The organism is Streptomyces sp. NPDC052301 (genome assembly GCF_044593395.1).
Classification (GTDB): domain Bacteria; phylum Actinomycetota; class Actinomycetes; order Streptomycetales; family Streptomycetaceae; genus Streptomyces.
Genome location: NZ_JBIUBE010000011.1, coordinates 220,603 through 234,915, shown reverse-complemented (window position 1 = coordinate 234,915; position 14,313 = coordinate 220,603). Strand labels below are relative to the sequence as shown.

Sequence of the window (14,313 nt, the reverse complement as noted above, 5' to 3'; positions counted from 1 at the left end):
GGACCACCTTGACGCGGACCATCACCCCCCGCCTGCGTACCGTGCTGCTGCTGTTCCTCGCCGTCGCCGGCGCGCTGCTGGCGGGCGCTCCACCGGCTTCCGCGCACGCGGCGCTGACCGGCAGCGACCCCGCACAGGGGGTGGTGGTCAAGAAGGCGCCCACCCAGGTGTCGCTGACCTTCTCCGAGAACGTCGCGATGAACGGCGACTCCCTGCGCGTCCTCGATCCCAAGGGCAAGCCGGTGCAGACCGGCGCACCCGCCAACGTGAGCGGGACCACGTACGCCGTGCAGCTCCGGAACGGCCTCGGCAAGGGCACCTACACGGTCACCTACCAGGTCGTCTCGGCGGACAGCCACCCCGTCTCCGGCGCCTACACCTTCTCCATCGGGGCGCCCTCGCAGACCGTCGTCTCCGGTGACGCCCCCGCGGCCGGCGGCGGGGTGGTCGGCTGGCTCTACGGCTTCGGGCGGTACGTGTCGTACGCCGGTTTCATCGTGCTCGCGGGCGGCGCGGCCTTCGTGCTCGCCTGCTGGCGGCGCGGCGCGGGCGTACGGGCCCTGCAGCGGCTGGTCGTCGGCGGCTGGCTGGCGCTCACCGCGGCCACGCTGTGGCTGCTGCTCCTGCGCGGCTCGTACACCACCTCAGGGAAGGTCGGCGACATCTTCGACCTCGACCTGCTCGGCCAGGTGCTGCAGACCAAGACCGGTGCGGCGCTGGTCTCCCGGCTGCTGCTGCTCGCCGCCGCCGCGCTGTTCATCGCCGTCCTCTTCGGTGCTTACACCCGGCGCGAGGAGGGCGAGGAGAAGCGGGACCTGACCTTCGGGCTCGCGATCGGCGGCGCGGTCGTCGCGGCCGGACTCGCCAGCAGCTGGGCGATGGCCGAGCACGCCTCGGTCGGACTCCAGTCGGGCATCGCCATGCCCGTCGACGTCGTCCACCTGCTCGCCGTCGCCGCCTGGCTGGGCGGCCTCACCGCCCTCCTGGTCGCCCTCTACCGGGCACCCGCCGAGACCCCGGTCGAGACCGTCGCCGTCCGCCGCTTCTCCCGCGTGGCCTTCGGCTCCGTCCTCGCACTGGTCGCCACCGGCACCTACCAGTCCTGGCGCCAGCTGGGCTCCTGGTCGGCGTTCACCGACACCGGGTACGGGCAGCTGCTGCTGGTCAAGATCGGACTGGTGGCGCTGTTGATCGGGATCGCGTCGGTCTCGCGGCGGTGGACGGGGCGGCTGGGGGACGTGGTCGCCACCACGGGGAAGACGAAGAAGGCCGAGAGGGGCGGCCAGGCCGAGACGGCCGAGAAGGCGCAGGTGTCCGCGTCCAGGGCATCCGGTGCGAGCAAGGGAACCGGTGCGAGCAAGGGAGCCGGTGCGAGCAAGGGAGCCGGTGCGAGCAAGGGGATCGGTACTGGCAAGGCATCCGGCGACGGCGACTCCCGGCGCGCCGACCAGCTCGCCCGGCAGCGGGCCGCGATGGACGCCGCCCGGCAGAAACGGCTGCGGGACGCCGATCCGAACCGCTTCGGACTGCGCCGCTCGGTGTTCGCCGAGGCCGGTGTCGCGATCGTCCTGCTCGCCGTCACCACCGCGCTGACCCAGACCGAGCCGGGCCGCACCGAGCAGGAGGCCAAGGCCGCGAGCTCGTCGTCCAGCTCCGCCACCACCCCCTCGGGCAGTGCCCTCACCCTGGACATGCCCTTCGACACCGGCGGCACCGACGGCAAGGGCGTGGTCAGCATCGACCTCGACCCCGCGCGCGTGGGCGGCAACGAGATGCACGTCTACGTCCAGCGACCCAACGGCCAGGCCTTCGACATCCCGGAGGTGAAGGTCTCCTTCACCCTCGAGGCGAAGAAGATCGGCCCGCTTCCGGTGAGTCCCGACCACATCACGACCGGCCACTGGTCGGCGAGCGGAGTACAGATCCCCATGGCCGGCGACTGGCAGATCGCCGTCACCGTGCGGACCTCCGACATCGACCAGGTGACCGTCTCCAAGAACGCGCAGATCGGCTGAACGACACCATGCCCGACCAGTCCGTCCCCCAGGCCCGCAAGCCCGAGTCCGTCCTGCCGGAGCCCGTCTCCGACAGCGGCGGCATCTCCCGGCGCGCCCTGCTCGGCACCGCGGGTGCCACCGGGCTCGTCCTCGGCGCGGCCGGCGGGGCCGTGGGCTATGCCTCCGCGCCCGCCCAGGCCACCCCGCTGACCTCGGTGGGATCCGATCGGGCGATGTTTCACGGGAAACATCAGCCCGGCATCACCGAGGGGCTCCAGGCACGCGGCCATCTCGTCGCCTTCGACCTGGTGGCGGGCGCGGGCCGCAAGGAGGCGGCGGCCCTGCTGCGCCGCTGGTCGACGACGGCCGAGCGGCTGATGGCGGGCGAGGCCGCCCCGCACGACGACACCGACGTGGCCCGGGACGCGGGTCCCTCCTCGCTCACCGTCACCTTCGGCTTCGGGCACAGCTTCTTCGCACGGACCGGCCTGGAGAAGCAGCGGCCGAGCGCACTGGACCCGCTGCCGGACTTCTCCTCCGACCGTCTCGACAAGGCACGCAGCGACGGCGACCTGTGGGTGCAGATCGGCGCCGACGACGCCCTGGTCGCCTTCCACGCCCTGCGCGCGATCCAGAAGGACGCGGGCGGCGCGGCCCGGATCCGCTGGCAGATGAACGGCTTCAACCGCACGCCGGGCGCCACCGCCCACCCCATGACGGCCCGCAACCTCATGGGCCAGCTCGACGGCACCCGCAACCCGAAGCCGGCCGACCCCGACTTCGACCAGCGGCTCTTCGTCCCGGCCACGGGCAACCCCGCCTGGATGGCGAACGGCTCCTACGCCGTCGTACGCCGCATCCGGATGCTCCTGGACGACTGGGAGAAGCTGTCGGTCACCGCCCAGGAGCAGGTCATCGGGCGCCGCAAGGCCGACGGCGCACCGCTGTCCGGGGGCGGCGAGACGACGGCGATGGACCTGGAGAAGACCGACGCCAAGGGCGGGTACGCCGTCCCGATCAACGCGCACGCCCGGATCACCCGGCCCGACCAGAACGGCGGCGCGGCCATGCTGCGGCGCCCGTTCTCCTACCACGACGGCTTCGACGCGGACGGCACACCGGACGCCGGCCTGCTCTTCGTCTGCTGGCAGGCGGACCCGTTGCGCGGCTTCGTCCCGGTGCAGCGCAAGCTCGACCGGGGTGACGCGCTGTCGAGGTTCATCCGGCACGAGGCGAGCGGACTGTTCGCGGTGCCGGGCGGGGCGGCGAAGGGCGAGTACGTGGGACAGCGTCTGCTGGAGGGGTAGCCCGGAGCGGAGGGGGCCCGGAGCGGAGGAGCCGGGGGGAGTTCCGAGTGCGCGCCGGTCCGGAGCCCGACGAGTTACGGGGTTGACCCGACCGACTGGGTTTTCGGGGCTCAAACCACACGGTCGAGTGGCTCTGGTGAGACGCCTGAGCCCGGGCGCCCCGCGGCCATTAGGGTGAGGCTATGCCAGCGAGCTATGCGTATCTCGGCCCCGAGGGCACCTTCACCGAAGTCGCCCTGCGCACGCTTCCGGAAGCGGCCACCCGCGAGCTGATCCCGTACGTGTCGGTGCAGTCCGCACTGGACGCGGTGCGGGCCGGCGAGGCCGAGGCGGCTTTCGTTCCGATCGAGAACTCGGTCGAGGGCGGCATCACCACCACCCTGGACGAACTGGTCGCGGGCGAACCGCTGATGATCTACCGCGAGGTGCTGCTCTCCATCACCTTCGCGCTGCTCGTCCGGCCCGGCACCGAGCTCACGGACATCAAGACGGTCTCCGCCCACCCGGCGGCCCAGCCGCAGGTCCGCAACTGGCTGCGCACGAACCTCCCGGACGCCGTCTGGGAGTCGGCCGCCTCCAACGCGGACGCCGCCCGCCTGGTCCAGGAGGGACGCTACGACGCCGCCTTCGCCGGCGAGTTCGCCGCCGCCCGGTACGGTCTCGAGGCCCTGGAGACCGAGATCCACGACGCGGAGAACGCGCAGACCCGGTTCGTGCTGGTCGGCCGCCCGGCCCGGCCCGCAGCGCCGACCGGCGCCGACAAGACCTCGGTGGTGCTGTGGCAGCGGGACGACCACCCCGGTGGCCTGCGCGACCTGCTCGGCGAGTTCGCCTCCCGCGGTATCAACCTCATGCTGCTGCAGTCCCGGCCGACCGGTGCCGGCATCGGCAACTACTGCTTCTGCATCGACGCCGAGGGCCACATCTCCGACCGCCGGATGGCGGAGGCGCTGATGGGCCTGAAGCGGATCTGCCTCCAGGCGCGTTTTCTCGGCTCCTATCCGCGCGCCGACATCACCCCCGGCGAGGCGAGGCCGACGCTGCCGGGCACGTCGGACGGCGAGTTCATGGCGGCGGCGGACTGGGTGGCGCGCTGCCAGGACGGCCGGTTCTAGGGAGACCGGTTCCAGGACGGCCAGCCCTGGGGCGGCCGGGTTGCAGAACGGTTTCGGCGGAGTCGTAGGCTGCTGCCGGTCGGTACTACCTGCATATCTTCGTTATCCACAGAAGTTATCCACAGGTCCGCTTCTCGACCTGGGGACAAGTCGACAAGGGTGTGCGAGTCGGTCGACAAATCGCCCTACAAGTCCCCGATGGGGCCACCGTCCGGCAGGTCACCCTTCGTCCACTCGTTTCCTTTGGTTCATCTTTTAGGGCGACCTTTTTCCACCCGAAGGCGGGTGTCGACCACCTTTGACCCGGGAATTCCTCAGTCCGGCGAAGACTTCCGGAGTGATCAATTCCGAAATCCACAGTCCTTCCACACAGCCTGTGGATAACTCTCGTGAGGGTGTGGATTCCTGTGGACAGCGAGACCAGTAAGTCCCGCTCCCCACAAGGGAATCCGGTCAACCGGGCGCCCCACGGGTGCTCCGTCCCAGGGAGTGAGACACTTTTCCTTGACACGTTGCGCAATTCACGCATAACGGAACGTAAGCGACGCATCACGGCTCCTCGGAATAGTGATTCGTGAGCGACAACCCCGCACCGGTAGCCTTGGCCACGTGATTGACCTTCGCCTGCTTCGTGAGGACCCCGACCGTGTGCGCGCGTCCCAGCGCGCCCGTGGAGAGGACGTCGCGCTCGTCGACTCCCTCCTGTCTGCCGACGAGCGGCGCAGGTCCTCCGGCGTCCGCTTCGACGAGCTGCGCGCCGAGCAGAAGCAGCTCGGCAAGCTGATCCCCAAGGCCACCGCCGACGAGAAGGCAGAGCTGCTCAAGCGTGCCGAGCAGCTGAAGGCCGACGTCAAGGCCGCCGACGCCGAGCGCGACGCGGCCGACGCCGAGACCCAGCAGCTGCTCCTCCGGCTCGGCAACCTCGTCCACCCCGACGTGCCCGTCGGCGGCGAGGAGGACTTCGCCACCCTCGAGACGCACGGCACGATCCGTGACTTCGGTGCCGAGGGCTTCGAGCCCAAGGACCACCTGGAGCTCGGCCAGCTGCTCGGCGCGATCGACGTCGAGCGCGGCGCGAAGGTCTCCGGCTCCCGCTTCTACTTCCTCACCGGCGTCGGCGCCCTGCTGGAGCTGGCCCTGGTGAACGCGGCGATCGCCCAGGCCACCGCGGCCGGCTTCACCCCGATGCTCACCCCGGCGCTGGTCCGCCCGCAGTCCATGGCGGGCACCGGCTTCCTCGGTCAGGCGGCCCAGGACGTCTACCACCTCGACAAGGACGACCTGTACCTGGTCGGCACCTCCGAGGTCCCGCTCGCGGCCTACCACATGGACGAGATCATCGACGCCGACAAGCTGCCGCTGCGGTACGCGGGCTTCTCCCCGTGCTTCCGCCGCGAGGCCGGCTCGCACGGCAAGGACACGCGGGGCATCTTCCGTGTGCACCAGTTCGACAAGGTCGAGATGTTCTCGTACGTCGCCCCCGAGGACTCCCAGGCGGAGCACCAGCGCCTGCTGGAGTGGGAGAAGCAGTGGCTGACCTCGCTGGAGCTGCCGTTCCGCGTCATCGACGTCGCCACCGGTGACCTCGGCTCCTCGGCCGCCCGCAAGTTCGACTGCGAGGCGTGGATCCCGACGCAGGGCAAGTACCGCGAGCTGACCTCGACCTCGGACTGCACCGAGTTCCAGTCCCGCCGGCTGTCCATCCGGGTCCGCGACGGCAAGCAGGTCAAGCCGCTCGCCACCCTCAACGGCACGCTGTGCGCCGTACCGCGCACGATCGTGGCGATCCTGGAGAACCACCAGCAGGCCGACGGCTCCGTCCGGGTCCCCGAGGTGCTGCGCCCCTACCTGGGCGGCCGCGAGGTCCTGGAGCCGGTCGCCAAGTGACCGGGTTCCCGTACCGGCTGATCGCCACCGATCTCGACGGCACGCTCCTGCGTTCCGACGAGTCGGTCTCGCAGCGCACCCGTGACGCGCTCGCCGCGGCCACCGCGGCGGGCGCGGCCCACATCGTCGTCACCGGCCGCGCGGTCCCCTGGACCCGGCACATCCTGGACGACCTCGGCTACGAAGGCCTCGCCGTCTGCGGTCAGGGCGCGCAGGTCTACGACGCCGGAGCGCACCGCCTGCTGACGTCCGTGACCCTGGACCGGCAGTTGGCGGGCGTGGCCCTGGCGAAGATCGAGGCCGAGGTGGGCCCGCTGTACCTGGCGGCGAGCCGCGACGGTCTGGACGGCGAGGTGCTGGTGGGCCCGGGTTACGCGGTCACCGGAACGCTGCCGGCGACGCCGTTCGAGGACGCCTCCGACCTCTGGAAGGCCCCCCTCAACAAGATCTACGTGCAGCATCCGACGCTGAGCGACGACGAGCTGGCGGAGGCGGCCCGGCAGGCCGCCGGTGGCTTCGTGACGGTGGCCATGGCGGGCGAGGGCATCGTGGAGCTGCTCCCGCTGGGCCTCTCGAAGGCCACGGGGCTGTCCCTGGCCGCCCGCCGCCTGGGCCTGAAGGCCGCGGACACGATCGCCTTCGGCGACATGCCGAACGACATCCCGATGTTCGCCTGGGCCGCTCGGGGAGTGGCCATGGCCAACGCCCACGAGGAGCTCCGCTCGGTGGCCGACGAGGTGACGTCCTCTCATGAGGAGGACGGCATCGCGGTGGTGCTGGAAAGGTTGCTGGCGTAGGGGTCGCGCCGTAGGGGCCGCCCGTCGTCGGGTGCGGGTGCGCCGGAACTCCGCCGACTCCACGCCCTGCCGACACATCGCGGCCAAGTCACAGTGACAACGTCTGGCGGAGGATGCACGGATCGAACGTGCGCGGGCTTTCCAGGCCCGACCTTGGCTGCTTTTGATCAAACACAGTGCAAGCCAGTGCCTTACCACTCGGCCAATCCTCCGGGTGGGCGGCCCACGCGAGAGCGACATCGCGTGCTCGAAGCGGCCGCCCCGGGCAGTTCCCGTGGCTCCACGGAGAGGTGGCGACTACTCCGGAGCCGGCCTCGGACTGCCCTGACGGGAGCTGGGCGTACTGCCGTGCATGGACATCGCCCATCTCCTCTCCCAGCAGGCGGCGCCGGGACTTTCCCGGCGGAAGGGGCACAACCACTGTCCCCCACGGCCGAGTTGGACGCCACCGAATTACCGGCGGCGCCACCTGCGGCGCCGCGCCTTGCTGAAGAACCAGCCGGCCGGCGGCTCGTCGGAGCGCCACGGCTGCGGGTCGGGCGCCTCGGCCCGCCAGCGGGCGGCGAGCATCCGGGCCCGGGCGGACGGCTCGGAGGTGCCGGCGGCCCGTACGAAGTCCTCGTCCAGCACGACGTCGTCCCAGACCTCGGCGGCGTCCGCGTCACGCCGCCCGGGCCCGCCGTTCTGCCGTATCTCCTCTGCCATCACCGGCCTCCTAGCCGTACATCCGGTTTGCCCATCCTGCCCGGACCGAGGTGAAGTCCCCGTCAAGGCCGCCGGGGCCGGACGGGGACCCGCAGGGCGCCTACTCCTCGCCCGCCAGCGTCAACGACCGCAGCTTCTGGCCCGCGTACCAGGTGGCCAGCACGGTGACCGCGACCAGCAGCACCGTGGCCGTCGGCAGGCTCACGTCGGAGGTGATCAGGTCCCCGCCGGCCAGCTTGTGGGCGACGGCCAGCGACCACTGCTGGACGCTGAGCGTGCGCGCGCCGGGCACCAGGGAGCCGAACAGCGCCTCCCAGACCAGCGCGTAGACGAGCCCGAAGACCACCGCGTGCCGGGAGACCGTGCCGAGCAGCAGGAAGAGCGCCGAGTAGGCGATGGAGGAGATCAGCGCGGCGACCGTGTAGGCGACGGCGACCTGCTGGCCGTTGCCGTTCAGGATCAGTCCGGCGATCAGGGTGGGCACCGCCGAGAAGACCATGGTCACGGCGATGGCGACGATCAGCTTGGTGAAGATGATCGCGGGCCGCTTCAGAGGCTTGGACAGCAGGTAGACGACGGAGCCGTCGTCGATCTCCGGGCCGATCGCGCCCGTGCCCGCGATGACGCCGATGATCGGCACCATCGTGGCGAGGGCGAAGCCGCCGAGGACGTCGGAAGCGGTCTGGTCGTCGGCTCCGGTCAAGGCGCGCACGGCGACGGAGATCACGATCAGCAGCAGCGGCAGCGCGCCGAGGATGAGAGCGCGGCGGCGGCCGAGCAGGGCCCGGTAGGTGAGCCGGGCGACGGTGGGGTCGTACATCTTCGGCCTCCTACGCCGCGACCAGGTACGAGAAGACGGACTCCAGGGACTCGTCGGACGGCGAGACCGTGAGGAGCCGGATGCCGTGGTCCCTGGCGACCTTCGGCAGCAGGGCGGTGAACCGGCCGAAGTCGACGGCCTGGATGCGCAGCGCGCCCTCGGTGTGGTCGACCTCGATGCCGGACGTGGACGGGTCGGCGATCAGCGCCGCCGCGAGGGCGCGGTCGTCGCTGGAGCGGACCAGGTAGCGGTGCGGGCGGTCGGTCATCAGCCGGCGGATCTTGCGGAAGTCGCCACTGGCCGCGTGCCGGCCGGCGACGACCACCTCGATGTGCCGGGCGAGCTGCTCGACCTCTTCGAGGATGTGCGAGGAGAACAGCACCGTGCGGCCCTCGTCGCCCATCTTCCGCAGCAGCTCCATGAGGTGCATGCGCTGGCGCGGGTCCATGCCGTTGAACGGCTCGTCGAGCAGGAGCAGCGACGGGTCGTGGACGAGGGCGCTCGCCATCTTCACGCGCTGGCGCATGCCCTTGGAGTAGGTGGAGATCTTCCGGTCCTGCGCGTACTCCATCTCGACGGTGGCGAGGGCGCGCTGGGCCGCCTTGTCGCCGAGTCCGTGCAGTTCGGCGTTGGCGACGACGAACTCGCGGCCGGTGAGGAAGTCGTACATCGCCTCCCGCTCGGGGACGATGCCGATGTGCCGGTAGATCTGCTCGTTGCGCCACACCGGCTGTCCGTCGAGGGTGACCGTGCCGGTGGAGGGGGCGAGGAAGCCGCCCATCATGTTGATGAGGGTGGACTTCCCGGCGCCGTTGGGCCCGAGCAGACCGGTGACGCCGGGGCCGATGGTCATGGTGATGTCGTTGACGGCGACCACGTTGCCGAACCAGCGGGAGACGTGGTCGAGGCTCAGTGTGGTCACAGTCCCACCTTCTTGTAGCGGCGCGTCAGCAGGCCGTAGCAGCCGGCGAGGAGTCCGAGCACGACCAGGACGTACACGACGCCCTGTCCGGCCGACGGGTCGACGGCTCCGGGGTTGCGGGCGGTGGCGCCGAGGAAGGCCGACTGGACCCCGTCGATGAGCGTGATCGGCGAGAACAGCCCGATCCACGGGATGGCGGCGGTGTGGTTCTGCACGTTCGCGATGGCCTGGAGCGTGCTGACCGCCCCGTAGGAGATGATCATCACTGCGATCACGGCGGCGATGCCGAAGCCCCGGCGCGGGGTGACGGCGGCGATGACGAGGCCGATACCGGCGAAGAGCAGGGAGAGCAGGGCCACGGAGACCAGTCCCTCGGCGAATTCCTTCGTCTGGTGGGCGAAGCCCATCTTGGACAGCAGCGCGCCCACGTACATCACGAGCAGGGGAGCGGCGGTCAGGATGAAGATCGCCGAGGCGAGCGCGGTGAACTTGGCGCGCACGTAGTCCGCGGTCTCGATGGGCCGTGAGAAGTACAGCGGCACGGTCTTGAAGCGCAGGTCGCGGGAGACGGCCTGGGGTGCCTGCGCGGCGACGTACAGGCTGATCACGGCCTGCATCATGATCCCGTAGCGGGTGTAGGACCAGGGCAGTTCGTGCGCCTTGGTGGCGACCGCGACGGCCACCATGAGGGCGGCGGGCACGCACATCACCGCGAACAGCAGCATGGGCAGCACCTTGGTCTTCACCGAGCGGCCGAGGCCGTAGGCGCCGCGCAGGGACTGCGAGTACAGGGAGCGGCGGGCGTAGGCGCGGCCGAGGCGTGGGCCGTCGTAGCCGCGGTAGCCGATGTCGTGGATGCGGGACCGGTCGCCGGTGGCCGTGGCCGGGGGATGCTCAACCGCCATGTCCGACGGCCTCCTTCCGCTGCTCGTCGCTGCTGGTGAACACCTCGGAGATGTGGTGCCGGCGCTGTTCCATGCGCACCAGGCCGAGGCCCAGGTCGGCGACCACGTCGCGCACGAGGTCGTACGTCTCGTCGCCCGTGGCGGTCAGCAGCAGGATGTGTCCGGCGCCGGGCAGGCCCGCGCCCTCCGCGTGGGTGTCGACCCCGCGCGCGTGGAGCGCCTCGCGGAGCGCGCGGGTGCCGTCGGGGTGTGTGTCGCTGTCGGTGACCTCGATCGCGAGGGTGGTCGTGGTCTGGGTGAAGTCGGTGGTGGAGCTGGAGCGCAGGAGCTTGCCGCCGTCGATGACGACGACGTGGTCGCAGGTGCGCTCCAGTTCACCGAGGAGGTGGGAGGTGACCAGGACCGAGATGCCGAACTCGGTGTGGATGCGTCGGATCAGGCCGAGCATCTCGTCGCGGCCGACCGGGTCCAGGCCGTTGGTCGGCTCGTCCAGGAACACCAGCTGCGGGTCGTGCACCAGCGCCTGGGCGAGCTTGACCCGCTGCTTCATGCCGGTGGAGTAACCGCCGATGGGGCGGTAGCGCTCCTCGTAGAGGCCGACGTGGCGCAGGGTGTCCGCGGTGCGCTCGCGGGCGGCGGTGGGCGGCAGGCCGGAGATGCGCGCCATGTGGACGACGAACTCGGTGGCCGAGACGTCCGGCGGCAGGCAGTCGTGCTCCGGCATGTACCCCACGCGCTCGCGGATGGCGGCGCCGTCGGTGGCGACGTCGAGGCCGAGCACCTTCGCGCGGCCCTCCGAGGCGGGGGACAGACCCAGCAGGATCTTGATCAGGGTGGACTTGCCGGCGCCGTTGGCTCCGACGAGTCCGGTCACACCGGGCCCGATGTCCACGGACAGCCGGTCGAGCGCGGTCACCCGGGGGAACCGCTTGCTCAGGCTTTCGGTCGCGATCACAGTCACGTCGTCGACGGTAGTGATCCGGGCCACGACGGTCGTCAGACCTCAGAGCCGTCTTCGCGTCAGACCCAGGTATTACGGGGCCCTAAGGGATGCCCCACCCAGGGGGCACCGCGAGTCGTCCACAGGCCGCGAACCTCCCTATTGACGCCGCCTCTAACAACTGTCACATTCACCAGTGTCAAGTTACGGACGCGTACCGCGGTCGACGGGGCGAGCGGCCGCGTCGACGGCACGACGGGACGGGGCGGCATGACGACGGCAGTGAGCAGTGAACTCTCCGTGGAGCTGCGGGGGTTCAGGCGGGTGCAGCGCCTCGCCTACGACTGCGCGGAGGCGGTCGCGGCGCGGCTGCAGCCGGGCGTGACCGAGCGCGAGGCGGCGCGGATGCAGCGCGAGTGGCTGCGCGAGCGCGGGGTGCGGGACTGGTTCCACCTGCCCTTCGCCTGGTTCGGGGACCGCACGGCGTTCGTGAACTTCCGCATCCCGCTGCAGTTCTTCCCGACGGACCGCGCGCTGGAGCCCGGGATGCCGTTCATCCTGGACATGGCACCGGTGTACGAAGGATGCACGGCGGACATCGGTTACTCGGGCTCGCTCGGTGTGAATCCGGTGCAGGACCGGCTGATGGCCGACCTGCAGGCACACCGGGAGCTGATCCTGCGCGAGGTGCGCGAGCGACGCCCGCTGCGGGAGATCTACGAGGACGTGGACCGGCTCATGGTCCGCCAGGGCTACGCCAACCGGCATCGGGCGTACCCGTTCGGTGTCATCGCCCACAAGGTGGACCGTGTGCGGCAGCGCCGTTTCTCCCCTCACCTGTTCGGGTTCGGCACGCAGTCCCTCAAGGGGCTGGCCGCCGACGCGTTGCACGGCCACCGCGAGGGCTGGTCGCCGCTCTGGTCGCCGTACCGCTTCTCGGACCACCCGCCGCAGCCGGGCCTGTGGGCGGTCGAACCCCACCTCGGCTTCCGGGGGACGGGCGCGAAGTTCGAGGAGATCCTCGTGGTCACCGACTCGAAGGACCCCGAGGAGAGTGCGTTCTGGCTGGACGACGATCTGCCGCACGTGCGGCGCTGGGCGGAGGAGAAGTGACGGCGGACGGGGCGGGAGAGATGACGGCGGACGTGACACTGAAGGGGGCGCGGGAGCGCCGGGTGGCGACCGGCGGGGTCGAGCTGTGCGTGGCCGAGCTGGGCGACCCGGAGCAGCCCACGGTGGTGCTGGTGCACGGCTACCCGGACAGCAAGGAGGTCTGGTCGGAGGTCGCGGTCCGTCTCGCCGGCCGCTTCCACGTGGTCTTGTACGACGTGCGGGGCCACGGTCGGTCCACGGCGCCCAAGCCGCTGCGCGGCGGCTTCACCCTCGCCAAGCTCACCGACGACTTCCTCGCCGTCGTGGACGCGGTCAGCCCGGACCGGCCGGTGCACCTCGTCGGGCACGACTGGGGCTCGGTGCAGTCCTGGGAGTTCGTGACCGTCGGCCGCACGGAGGGCCGTATCGCCTCCTTCACGTCGATGTCCGGGCCGTCCCTGGACCACTTCGGGCACTGGATCGACGCGCGCGTGAAACGTCCGACGCCCCGCAGGGTGGGCCAGCTCCTCGGCCAGGGCGCCAAGTCCTGGTACGTCTACCTGCTGCACACGCCCGTCCTGCCCGAGCTGGCCTGGCGCGGCCCGCTCGGCCAGCGCTGGCCGAAGATCCTCCAGCGGATGGAGAAGGTCCCGGGCGGCGACTACCCGACGTCCTCACTCCCCTCCGACGCGGCCCACGGCGCCTGGCTGTACCGGGACAACGTCCGCGCCCGGCTGCGCAGGCCCCGCCCGGACGCGTACGCACACGCGCCCGTGCAGCTGATCACGCCCCAGGGCGACGCGTTCCTCTCGGAGCGCCTGTACGACGACCTGGAGCAGTGGGCGCCGCAGCTGACCCGGCGCACCCTGCCGGCCAAGCACTGGATCCCCCGCTCGCGGCCCGACCAACTGACCGCCTGGATCGAGGAATTCGTCATGTCCGTGGAAGGCGGCCGTCCCGAAGCGAAGGCCACCGGCCGTCACGCCGACCGTTTCGGCGGGCAGTTGGTGCTGGTCACCGGTGCCGGCAGCGGCATCGGCCGAGCCACCGCGTTCGCGTTCGCGGAAGCAGGCGCGCGCGTGGTGGCCGTCGACCGCGACACCGAGGCCGCCGCCCGCACCGCCGAGCTGTCCCGTCTGATCGGCGCACCCGAGGCCTGGGCCGAGACGGCGGACGTCTCCGACGAGCAGGCCATGGAGAAGCTCGCCGAACGCGTGCACCGCGAGTACGGCGTGCTGGACGTGCTGGTCAACAACGCCGGCATCGGCCTGTCCGGCTCCTTCTTCGCCACCACGACCGACGACTGGCGCAAGGTCCTGGACGTGAACCTCTGGGGCGTCATCCACGGCTGCCGCCTCTTCGGTGCCCGCATGGCCGAGCGCGGCCAGGGCGGCCACATCGTCAACATCGCCTCGGCGGCCGCCTTCCAGCCGTCCCGTGCTCTGCCCGCCTACAGCACCTCCAAGGCGGCCGTGCTGATGCTCTCCGAATGCCTGCGCGCCGAACTCGCGGGCCAGGACATCGGGGTGAGCGCGATCTGCCCCGGCATCGTCAACACCAACATCACCTCCACGGCCCGCTTCGCCGGCGTCGACGAGGCGGAGGAACGCCGCCGCCGGAAGAGCACGGCCCGGCTGTACGGGATGCGCAACTACCCGCCGGAGAAGGTGGCCGAGGCCATCCTGGACGCGGTGACCCGCAACAAGGCGGTGGTACCGGTGACACCGGAGGCGCGGGGTGCCCACCTGATGTCCCGGTTCGTACCGGGGGCGTTGCGACGGATCGCGCGGGTGGAGCCGAAGCTGTGAGCGGCGAGACCGGCCGGG

12 protein-coding genes and 1 tRNA gene are annotated in these 14,313 nt (G+C 71.0%); 7 read left to right on the top strand and 6 right to left on the bottom strand.

Annotated elements, in window-relative coordinates:
• The first annotated feature begins 8 nt into the window (after nucleotides 1-8).
• From ACIHEJ_RS28945 to ACIHEJ_RS28925, 5 genes are all read left to right on the top strand, one after another.
• Nucleotides 9-2,015 carry a copper resistance CopC/CopD family protein gene (locus ACIHEJ_RS28945; protein WP_400139877.1) on the top strand — a complete coding sequence of 669 codons (2,007 nt, stop codon included), beginning with the start codon at nucleotides 9-11 and terminating at the stop codon, nucleotides 2,013-2,015.
• Between the two features lie 8 nt (nucleotides 2,016-2,023).
• Nucleotides 2,024-3,304, top strand: a complete 1,281-nt coding sequence (gene efeB, locus ACIHEJ_RS28940; RefSeq protein WP_400139875.1) for an iron uptake transporter deferrochelatase/peroxidase subunit — start codon at nucleotides 2,024-2,026, stop codon at nucleotides 3,302-3,304.
• Between the two features lie 182 nt (nucleotides 3,305-3,486).
• On the top strand, nucleotides 3,487-4,419 hold the full coding sequence (gene pheA / locus ACIHEJ_RS28935) for a prephenate dehydratase (protein WP_400139873.1): 933 nt from the start codon (nucleotides 3,487-3,489) through the stop codon (nucleotides 4,417-4,419).
• Nucleotides 4,420-5,028: 609 nt separating this feature from the next.
• Nucleotides 5,029-6,306 (top strand): serine--tRNA ligase, encoded by a 1,278-nt coding sequence (gene serS, locus ACIHEJ_RS28930; RefSeq protein WP_400139871.1) that lies wholly within the window; start codon nucleotides 5,029-5,031, stop codon nucleotides 6,304-6,306.
• Entirely contained in the window at nucleotides 6,303-7,103 is an 801-nt protein-coding gene (locus ACIHEJ_RS28925; protein ID WP_400139869.1) for an HAD family hydrolase, read from the top strand. The genes serS and ACIHEJ_RS28925 overlap by 4 nt, the downstream gene beginning before the upstream one ends.
• 104 nt (nucleotides 7,104-7,207) lie before the next feature.
• Here ACIHEJ_RS28925 and ACIHEJ_RS28920 read toward each other — a convergent pair.
• The 6 genes from ACIHEJ_RS28920 to ACIHEJ_RS28895 all read right to left on the bottom strand — a co-directional run bounded on the left by ACIHEJ_RS28920 (nucleotide 7,208) and on the right by ACIHEJ_RS28895 (nucleotide 11,410).
• Nucleotides 7,208-7,315, bottom strand: a tRNA-OTHER gene (locus ACIHEJ_RS28920).
• A 241-nt stretch (nucleotides 7,316-7,556) separates the two neighbouring features.
• Nucleotides 7,557-7,808: a hypothetical protein gene (locus tag ACIHEJ_RS28915; protein ID WP_400139867.1), complete on the bottom strand. Its 252-nt coding sequence runs from the start codon at nucleotides 7,806-7,808 to the stop codon at nucleotides 7,557-7,559.
• A 100-nt stretch (nucleotides 7,809-7,908) separates the two neighbouring features.
• Entirely contained in the window at nucleotides 7,909-8,628 is a 720-nt protein-coding gene (locus ACIHEJ_RS28910) for an ABC transporter permease subunit (protein ID WP_400139866.1), read from the bottom strand.
• A 10-nt stretch (nucleotides 8,629-8,638) separates the two neighbouring features.
• Entirely contained in the window at nucleotides 8,639-9,550 is a 912-nt protein-coding gene (locus ACIHEJ_RS28905) for an ABC transporter ATP-binding protein (protein ID WP_400139864.1), read from the bottom strand.
• The gene (locus ACIHEJ_RS28900) at nucleotides 9,547-10,455 is read right to left on the bottom strand and encodes an ABC transporter permease subunit (RefSeq protein ID WP_400139862.1); all 909 of its coding nucleotides are present in this window, start codon (nucleotides 10,453-10,455) and stop codon (nucleotides 9,547-9,549) included. Before ACIHEJ_RS28900 ends, ACIHEJ_RS28905 begins: the two co-directional genes overlap by 4 nt.
• The gene (locus tag ACIHEJ_RS28895; RefSeq protein ID WP_400139968.1) at nucleotides 10,445-11,410 is read right to left on the bottom strand and encodes an ABC transporter ATP-binding protein; all 966 of its coding nucleotides are present in this window, start codon (nucleotides 11,408-11,410) and stop codon (nucleotides 10,445-10,447) included. Before ACIHEJ_RS28895 ends, ACIHEJ_RS28900 begins: the two co-directional genes overlap by 11 nt.
• Nucleotides 11,411-11,665: 255 nt before the next feature.
• Here ACIHEJ_RS28895 and ACIHEJ_RS28890 point away from each other — a divergent pair, with 255 nt between their 5' ends.
• Complete coding sequence (locus tag ACIHEJ_RS28890; RefSeq protein ID WP_400139860.1) at nucleotides 11,666-12,508, top strand: M24 family metallopeptidase; 843 nt, start codon at nucleotides 11,666-11,668, stop codon at nucleotides 12,506-12,508.
• A 20-nt stretch (nucleotides 12,509-12,528) separates the two neighbouring features.
• Entirely contained in the window at nucleotides 12,529-14,295 is a 1,767-nt protein-coding gene (locus ACIHEJ_RS28885) for an SDR family oxidoreductase (RefSeq protein WP_400139966.1), read from the top strand.
• Nucleotides 14,296-14,313: the final 18 nt, after the last annotated feature.

Excerpts from the sequence above, each read along its gene's own strand:
- efeB (WP_400139875.1), top strand. The coding sequence starts at position 2,024 with ATGCCCGACCAGTCCGTCCCCCAGGCCCGCAAGCCCGAGTCCGTCCTG.
- pheA (WP_400139873.1), top strand. The coding sequence starts at position 3,487 with ATGCCAGCGAGCTATGCGTATCTCGGCCCCGAGGGCACCTTCACCGAA.
- ACIHEJ_RS28915 (WP_400139867.1), bottom strand. The coding sequence starts at position 7,808 with ATGGCAGAGGAGATACGGCAGAACGGCGGGCCCGGGCGGCGTGACGCG.
- ACIHEJ_RS28910 (WP_400139866.1), bottom strand. The coding sequence starts at position 8,628 with ATGTACGACCCCACCGTCGCCCGGCTCACCTACCGGGCCCTGCTCGGC.
- ACIHEJ_RS28900 (WP_400139862.1), bottom strand. The coding sequence starts at position 10,455 with ATGGCGGTTGAGCATCCCCCGGCCACGGCCACCGGCGACCGGTCCCGC.
- ACIHEJ_RS28890 (WP_400139860.1), top strand. The coding sequence starts at position 11,666 with ATGACGACGGCAGTGAGCAGTGAACTCTCCGTGGAGCTGCGGGGGTTC.
- ACIHEJ_RS28885 (WP_400139966.1), top strand. The coding sequence starts at position 12,529 with ATGACGGCGGACGTGACACTGAAGGGGGCGCGGGAGCGCCGGGTGGCG.